Origin of the sequence: Pseudomonas sp. MF6394 (genome assembly GCF_002018845.1) — a bacterium.
Lineage (GTDB): Bacteria > Pseudomonadota > Gammaproteobacteria > Pseudomonadales > Pseudomonadaceae > Aquipseudomonas > Aquipseudomonas lactis.
The window spans coordinates 82,864-90,790 of sequence record NZ_MVOJ01000031.1 but is presented as its reverse complement, the minus strand read 5'-3'; the positions used below and the strand labels follow the sequence as shown (position 1 = coordinate 90,790).

The window sequence follows — 7,927 nt, the reverse complement described above, 5'->3', positions numbered from 1 at the left end:
ACTTCAACCACTTGCGCTTGCGATCTCTCGTAAGCGGGAGGCGAATTCTACAGCGTTACACGCTGCTGTCAACACCTCTTTTTCAACTTCCTTTTGGCTTCGATGAACTGAAGCAACTTGCTGTCGATAACTACGTAACCCATTGTTTACCAAGGAGTTTTCCGTTTCGACTGCGCCGGAAGTGGGGCGAATTATAGGCTTCCAGAATCTGCCGTCAACCTTCTTTTTCACATTTCTGTCATATAAGTCAAAAATGCCCCAATAACGCAAAGGCCGGCCCCAAGGGGCCGGCCTTCTACCTACCGAGCCTTACAGGCTAGGGAAGGCGAATTGCGACGCTTCATGGCTGGCCCGTTGCGGCCAACGCTGGGTGATTGCCTTGCGACGGGTATAGAAACGCACCCCGTCCGGCCCATAGGCATGCAAGTCGCCAAACAGCGAACGTTTCCAGCCGCCAAAACTGTGATACGCAACCGGCACTGGCAGCGGCACGTTAACGCCCACCATGCCGACTTCAATCTCATCACAGAACAGGCGCGCCGCTTCACCGTCACGGGTGAAGATGCAAGTACCGTTGCCGTATTCATGATCGTTGATCAACTGCATCGCCGCCTCCAGGCTGTCCACCCGTACTACGCACAGTACCGGCCCAAAGATCTCTTCTTTATAGATACGCATCTCAGGCGTGACGCGGTCGAACAGGCTGCCACCGAGGAAGAATCCTTGCTCATGCCCGGCAACACTCAAGCCACGGCCATCAACAACCAGCTCTGCACCCGCTGACACACCGTCTTCTATATAGCCACTGACTTTATCCCGCGCCTGCCCCGTCACCAACGGGCCCATATCCAGGCCGCAAGACGTGCCCGCACCAATCTTCAACGCCTTGACCTGCGGCACCAGCTTGGCGATCAACGCATCCGCCACCTGATCGCCCACGCACACAGCCACCGAGATCGCCATGCAACGCTCACCGCAAGAACCATAAGCCGCGCCCATCAGGGCACTTACCGCGTTATCCAGGTCGGCATCCGGCATCAGCACCGCGTGGTTCTTCGCCCCACCCAGCGCCTGCACACGCTTGCCACGTTTGGTCGCTTCGGAATAGATGTACTCGGCAATCGGCGTCGAGCCTACAAAGCTCAAGGCTTTGACTTCCGGCGCTTCGATCAGTGCATCCACCGCGCCCTTGTCGCCATGCACCACACTGAGCACGCCTTTAGGCAGCCCGGCTTCCTGCAACAGCTGCGCGATCAACAGCGTCGAACTCGGGTCGCGCTCTGAAGGTTTAAGGATGAAACAGTTACCGCAGACAATCGCCAGCGGATACATCCACAACGGCACCATCGCCGGGAAGTTGAACGGGGTGATACCCGCCACCACGCCCAACGGCTGGAAGTCCGACCATGCGTCAATGTTCGGCCCTACGTTGCGGCTGTATTCACCCTTGAGAATCTCCGGCGCCGAGCACGCGTATTCCACGTTCTCGATTCCACGCTTGAGCTCACCCGCTGCGTCTTCCAGGGTCTTGCCATGTTCTTCGCTGATCAACTGCGAGATGCGTGCTTCGTTCTGCTCCAGCAGTTGCTTGAAACGGAACATCACCTGGGCACGCTTGGCTGGCGGCGTATTGCGCCAGGCCGGAAACGCAGCCTTGGCCGAATCAATCGCCTGTTGAATGGTTTCACGACTGGCCAACGGCACCTGGTGAATCACCTGGCCGGTAGACGGGTTATAGACGTCGGCACTACGACCGCTGTCGTTGACCAGTTCACCGTTGATCAAATGCTGGATAAGGCTCATGCAGGGCTCCTGAAAAATTGTTCTATATAGAAGGAGAAATCAGTCGATCTTGTTCAGCACTTCGCCGACCGCGTCAAACAGACGGTCCAGGTCCTGCGGCTTGCTGTTGAAGGTTGGCCCGAACTGCAGGGTGTCACCGCCAAAACGCACATAGAAACCGGCTTTCCACAACGCCATGCCGGCCTCGAATGGACGCACGATGGCATCCCCATCACGTGGGGCAATCTGGATAGCACCGGCCAGGCCGTAGTTGCGAATGTCGATCACATTCTTGCTGCCTTTCAAACCGTGCAGCGCATTCTCAAAGTGCGGCGCGACTTCAGCCACGCTCTGCACCAGGTTTTCTTTCTGCAACAGGTCCAATGCCGCCAGGCCCGCCGCGCAAGCCACCGGGTGCGCCGAGTAGGTGTAGCCGTGGGGGAATTCCACGGCGTATTCCGGCGTAGCCTGGTTCATGAAGGTCTGGTAGATCTCGCTGCTGGCAATCACCGCGCCCATCGGGATAGCGCCGTTGGTGACTTGCTTGGCGATGCACATCAGGTCCGGGGTCACGCCGAAGCTGTCAGCACCGAACATCGAGCCGGTGCGGCCAAAGCCTGTGATCACTTCGTCGAACACCAACAGGATATTGTGCTGGTCGCAAATTTCGCGCAGACGCTTGAGATAACCCTGCGGTGGCACCAATACGCCAGCGGAACCGGCCATCGGCTCGACAAACACGGCGGCAATGTTCGACGCGTCATGCAGCTCGATCAGCTTGAGCAACTCATCGGCCAAGGCAATACCGCCCTGCTCCGGCATGCCCCGAGAGAAGGCGTTGCTGGCCAGCAAGGTGTGAGGCAGATGGTCAACATCCATCATCGCCTGGCCAAACAGCTTACGGTTACCGTTCACACCGCCCAGGCTGGTACCGGCGATGTTCACGCCGTGGTAACCCCGGGCGCGACCAATCATCTTGGTCTTGGTGGCCTGGCCTTTCAGGCGCCAGTAGGCCCGCACCATTTTCACCGCTGTATCGGCGCATTCAGAGCCCGAGTCGGTAAAGAACACATGATTGAGGTTGCCTGGGGTCAGGTCGGTGATCTTTTCCGCCAACTGGAAGGACAACGGATGACCGTACTGAAAGCCTGGGGAGTAGTCCAAGGTGCCCAATTGCTTGGCGACCGCTTCCTGGATTTCCTTGCGCGTATGCCCGGCGCCACAGGTCCACAGGCCCGACAACGAATCATAGACCTTGCGCCCCTTGTCATCGGTCAACCAGCTACCTTCAGCGGCCACGATCAGGCGAGGATCACGCTGGAAGTTGCGGTTGGCGGTGTAAGGCATCCAGTGCGCATCCAGCTTCAATTGGCTGGCCAGGGACGATGGGGCGTTTTCGGGCATGTTCATCAGCAAAACCTCGCAGGGCAAAAGGCAGCGTCGGGATTGAAAAAGCGTTGTTGCAGCTAAATTGCCACGGGGATAAAGTCGGTGAAATCCAACTCTTCTAACCTTCAGTCAGGACTTCACTAAACTATGAGCAGCCGTCGTCCCGACCCTTTGGCGCAAGTCAGTGACTTCGATATTCGCCTGCTGCGCATCTTTCGCAGCGTGGTGGAGTGCGGCGGCTTCTCGGCAGCGGAAACTGTCCTTGGCATCGGGCGCTCGGCCATCAGCCAGCAGATGAGCGACCTTGAGCAACGGCTCGGGCTAAGGCTGTGCCAACGCGGCCGCGCCGGGTTCTCTCTGACAGAAGAAGGCCGCGAGGTCTATCAGTCTGCCCTGCAACTGCTGAGTGCCCTGGAAAGTTTTCGTACCGAGGTCAACGGCCTGCACCAACATTTGCGCGGCGAGTTGATCATTGGCCTCACCGACAACCTCGTGACCCTGCCCCATATGCGCATCACTCACGCACTGGCGCAGTTGAAGGAACGCGGCCCGGACGTGCAGATCCAGATCCGCATGATCGCCCCCAATGAAGTGGAGCAAGGCGTACTCGACGGTCGCCTGCACGTCGGTGTGGTGCCCCAGGCCAGCGCATTGTCGGGCCTGGAATACCAGCCGTTGTACAGCGAACGCTCCTTGCTCTATTGCGCGGTCGGTCACCCGCTGTTTTACGCCGATAACAAGCAACTCGACGACGAACGCATCGATAGCCAGGACGCCATCGCCCCCACCTTCCGCTTGCCCGCGGAGATCCAGGCCCATTACCAGGCGCTCAACTGCACCGCCAGCGCCTCAGACCGTGAAGGCATGGCGTTCCTGATTCTCACCGGGCGCTATATCGGCTACTTGCCCGATCATTACGCCAGCCTGTGGGTACAACAAGGCCGACTGCGTGCGCTGAAACCGGCTACACGTTTTTACGATTTGAGCCTGGCATCGGTCACGCGCAAGGGCCGTCGCCCTCATTTGGTGCTGGAAAGTTTCCTCGAAAGCCTGGCCGCCACCCGCTAAATCGGGCGCTACACAAAAAGCTGAGCACCTGGACAGCTTTTTGCAAGGGCTCAAGGACCTTGAACCGTCCGCCTTGAGTTAACCCGCCATGCCTCCAGAATCCTCCAGCCCCAGCGACCTGATCTACGGCCTCAATGACCGCCCGAAACCACTGCCTGCTCTACTCGCGGCCTTGCAACATGTACTGGCGGCATTCGTCGGCATCATCACGCCGCCGCTGATCATTGGCTCCACCCTCGGCCTCACCGCTCACTTGCCCTACCTGATCAGCATGGCGTTGATGGTTTCCGGCGTAGGCACCTTCATCCAGGCACGCAGGCCGTTTGGCATCGGTGCCGGCATGATCTGCCTGCAAGGCACCAGCTTTGCGTTTCTCGGCGCGGTGTTGTCAGCAGGCTTTCTGGTGAAGCAACGCGGTGGCAGCCCGGAAGACATTCTGGCGATGATTTTCGGCGTGTGCTTCTTCGGTGCGGCGGTGCAGATTGTATTGAGCCGCTTTATCGGCCAACTGCGCCGCGTGATCACACCACTGGTGACCGGCATTGTGATTACGCTGATCGGCATCAGCCTGATCAAAGTGGGCATCACCGACCTGGGCGGCGGCTTCAATGCAGCGGACTTCGGCGCCCCCGCCAACCTGGCGCTGGGCCTGTTCGTGGTTTTGACGATCATCCTGCTCAACCGCTCGAATACGCCCTGGGTACGTTTGTCGGCCATCATCATCGGCCTGGCCCTGGGCAGCCTGGCGGCGTGGTTCAGCGGCAAACTTGTTCCCCAGGCTTTGCCTGACCTGCCACTGGTCAGCCTGCCTACGCCATTCCGCTTTGGTTTCAACTTCGACTGGAGCGCCTTCCTGCCGATTGCGCTGATTTATCTGATCAGCAGCATCGAAACTGTCGGCGACCTCACCGCCAATTGCATGATTGCCCGCCAGCCCATCAGCGGTCCTTCTTATATAAGCCGGCTCAAGGGCGGTGTCCTCGGCGATGGGGTGAGCTGCATGATCGCCGCCACCTTCAGCGCCTTCCCCAACACCACGTTTGCCCAGAACAATGGCGTGATCCAACTCACCGGCGTGGCCAGCCGTTACGTCGGTTTATACATCGGCGTGTTGCTGTTCTGTCTGGGCCTGTTTCCGCTGATCGGCGCTGTGCTGCAGCAAATCCCCAAGCCGGTATTGGGCGGTGCCACCCTGGTGATGTTCGGCAGCGTGGCCGCGGCTGGCGTGCGCATCCTCGCCCAGGCGCCGCTGGACCGACGCAGCATGCTGATCATCGCCACCTCGTTCGGCGTTGGCCTGGGTATCGCCGCGCAACCCAACCTGCTGCACCTGATGCCGACTCTGGTGCAGAACCTGTTCGACTCCGCCATCACCAGCGGCGGCATCACCGCCATTGTGTTGTGCCTGTTACTGCCGGAGGCCAAGGCAAGTACCGCCGCCGCAAACCACAGCCCGGAACGCGACAGCCTGGAACCGCTTTGACGGTTTTATTGCATCAGGACTTGTCTGAGCCTTGAGGGTGGGTTATCTGTGCACACGTCGTCTCTCTCGATCAGCACGGAAACCTCCATGAGCCTCGAAGTTCCTGCCCACAGCAACCACGCCGGTAAACCCGCCAGCCGCATTCGGCAAAAGAACGAACAAGCGATTCTCCAGGCTGCTGAAGATGAATTCGCGCGTCATGGCTACAAAGGCACCAGCATGAACACCATCGCTGCCAGTGCCGGGCTGCCCAAGGCCAACTTGCACTACTACTTCACCAACAAGCTGGGCCTGTACGTCGCGGTGCTGAGCAATATCCTCGAACTGTGGGACAGCACCTTCAACGCGCTGACCGCCGAAGATGACCCGGCCGTGGCGCTCGCTCGTTACATCCGCACCAAGATGGAGTTCTCGCGCCGCCAACCCCAAGCCTCGCGGATCTTCGCCATGGAGATCATCAGCGGCGGCCAATGCCTCACTGAATATTTCGGCCAGGACTATCGGGCCTGGTTCAGTGGCCGTGCCGCGGTGTTCCAGGCTTGGATCGACGCCGGCAAAATGGACCCCGTCGACCCCGTGCACCTGATTTTCCTGCTGTGGGGCAGCACCCAGCACTACGCTGACTTCGCCACCCAGATCTGCCGTGTTACCGGGCGCACCAAGCTGACCAAGCAGGACATGGAAGATGCTGGCACCAACCTGATCCATATCATTCTCAAAGGCTGCGGCATCAAGCCAGCCCTATAAACGAAGCGATCTATGTCTTTTACGCTCACCGGCTTTTGCGAGTTTCGTGAAGAAATACGCAAGAGCCGCTTTATCACCTTGGCGGCGCCGATTACCAGCCCGCAGGACGCCCAGGCGTTTTTCGAGCAGCACAGCGACCTCAACGCCACGCACAACTGCTGGGCCTGGAAGCTGGGCGATCAATACCGCAGCAGCGATGACGGCGAACCCGGTGGTACCGCCGGGCGCCCGATTCTTGCAGCCATCGAGGCCCAGGGCTTTGATCAGGTGGCCGTCTTGGTAATCCGCTGGTACGGCGGCATTCAACTGGGCACGGGTGGGTTGGCCCGCGCCTATGGCGGCGGGGCCAATAAATGCCTGCAGAATGCCGAACGCATCGAGCTGATCAGCCGCGTCCCCCTGAGCTGCGCCTGTGGCTTCTCCGAACTGAACCTGGTGAAGCTGCGTGTCGCTGAGCTCGGCGGGCTTGTGGTGGAAGAAACCTTCACCGCCAACGGCGTGGAGCTGCAGCTCGCCCTGGGGGAGGCACACATCGACACCCTGCAAACCCAGCTCGCCGACCTGAGCCGTGGGCGCATCCTGCTCGAACGCTGAAACTGCTACTGTTATGCGCTGAACTCCCTGAACCGCGATTTCAAAGGAAGCCTTTCATGTCTACGCCAAAAACCGCACTGATCATCGGCGCCTCGCGCGGGCTGGGCCTTGGCCTGGTCAAGCAACTGCTCCAGGACGGCTGGGACGTGACCGCCACCGTGCGCGATCCGAACAAGGCCGATGCCCTGAAAGCCGTGGGGCCGGTGCAGATCGAGAAGTTGGATATGGACGATCAGCAAGCCGTGATCGCCCTGGCCCAACGCCTGAAAGATCGCACCTTCGACCTGCTGTTCGTCAACGCCGGCGTCAAGGGCCCGGCCAACCAGGAGCCCGGCCACGCGACCCTGGCGGAAGTCGGCCAGTTGTTCTTCACCAACGCCGTGGCGCCGATCAACCTGGCCCAGCGTTTTGTCGGGCAGATCCGCAAAGACACCGGCGTGCTGGCCTTCATGAGTTCGGTACTGGGCAGCGTGACCATTCCCGACGGCTCGGACCTGGCGCTGTACAAGGCCAGCAAGGCCGCCCTCAACTCGATGACCAACAGCTTTATCACACAACTGGGCGAGCCCAAACCGACGGTGCTATCGCTGCATCCCGGTTGGGTGAAGACCGACATGGGCGGCGAAAACGCCCACATCGACGTCGAGACCAGCGTGCGCGGCCTGGTGGACCAGGTAAATGCCTACACCGGCAAAGGCGGCCATCACTTCGTCGACTACAAAGGCGACACCATCACCTGGTAACCCCCAAACTGTAGGAGCGAGCTTGCTCGCGAAAAACGCCCAGGCACCGCGTCAAACCAGACTGCCCGCGTCATCCCTGACGATTTTTCGCGAGCAAGCTCGCTCCCACAGAGGTAGACTG

The 7,927-nt window shown here is 59.8% G+C and carries 7 protein-coding genes; 5 read left to right on the top strand and 2 right to left on the bottom strand.

The genetic code is table 11. The features are described 5' to 3' along the window. Positions 1-309: 309 nt before the first annotated feature. Positions 310-1,803: a CoA-acylating methylmalonate-semialdehyde dehydrogenase gene (locus tag MF6394_RS25750; RefSeq protein WP_014716778.1), complete on the bottom strand. Its 1,494-nt coding sequence runs from the start codon at positions 1,801-1,803 to the stop codon at positions 310-312. A gap of 39 nt (positions 1,804-1,842) precedes the next feature. After that, complete coding sequence (locus MF6394_RS25745) at positions 1,843-3,192, bottom strand: aspartate aminotransferase family protein (RefSeq protein ID WP_003188272.1); 1,350 nt, start codon at positions 3,190-3,192, stop codon at positions 1,843-1,845. 126 nt (positions 3,193-3,318) lie between these two features. On the opposite strand from MF6394_RS25745, the gene MF6394_RS25740 reads away from it, so the two are divergent. From MF6394_RS25740 to MF6394_RS25720, 5 genes are all read left to right on the top strand, one after another. Beyond that, positions 3,319-4,239: a LysR family transcriptional regulator gene (locus tag MF6394_RS25740; RefSeq protein WP_003188270.1), complete on the top strand. Its 921-nt coding sequence runs from the start codon at positions 3,319-3,321 to the stop codon at positions 4,237-4,239. An 88-nt stretch (positions 4,240-4,327) separates the two neighbouring features. Beyond that, complete coding sequence (locus tag MF6394_RS25735) at positions 4,328-5,722, top strand: uracil-xanthine permease family protein (RefSeq protein ID WP_047712497.1); 1,395 nt, start codon at positions 4,328-4,330, stop codon at positions 5,720-5,722. A gap of 87 nt (positions 5,723-5,809) precedes the next feature. Next, positions 5,810-6,469: a TetR/AcrR family transcriptional regulator gene (locus tag MF6394_RS25730; protein ID WP_003188268.1), complete on the top strand. Its 660-nt coding sequence runs from the start codon at positions 5,810-5,812 to the stop codon at positions 6,467-6,469. A 12-nt stretch (positions 6,470-6,481) separates the two neighbouring features. Next, positions 6,482-7,063 (top strand): IMPACT family protein, encoded by a 582-nt coding sequence (locus MF6394_RS25725; RefSeq protein WP_044275476.1) that lies wholly within the window; start codon positions 6,482-6,484, stop codon positions 7,061-7,063. Between the two features lie 56 nt (positions 7,064-7,119). Next, positions 7,120-7,806: an SDR family oxidoreductase gene (locus MF6394_RS25720; protein WP_047712496.1), complete on the top strand. Its 687-nt coding sequence runs from the start codon at positions 7,120-7,122 to the stop codon at positions 7,804-7,806. The last annotated feature ends 121 nt before the right edge of the window (positions 7,807-7,927 follow it).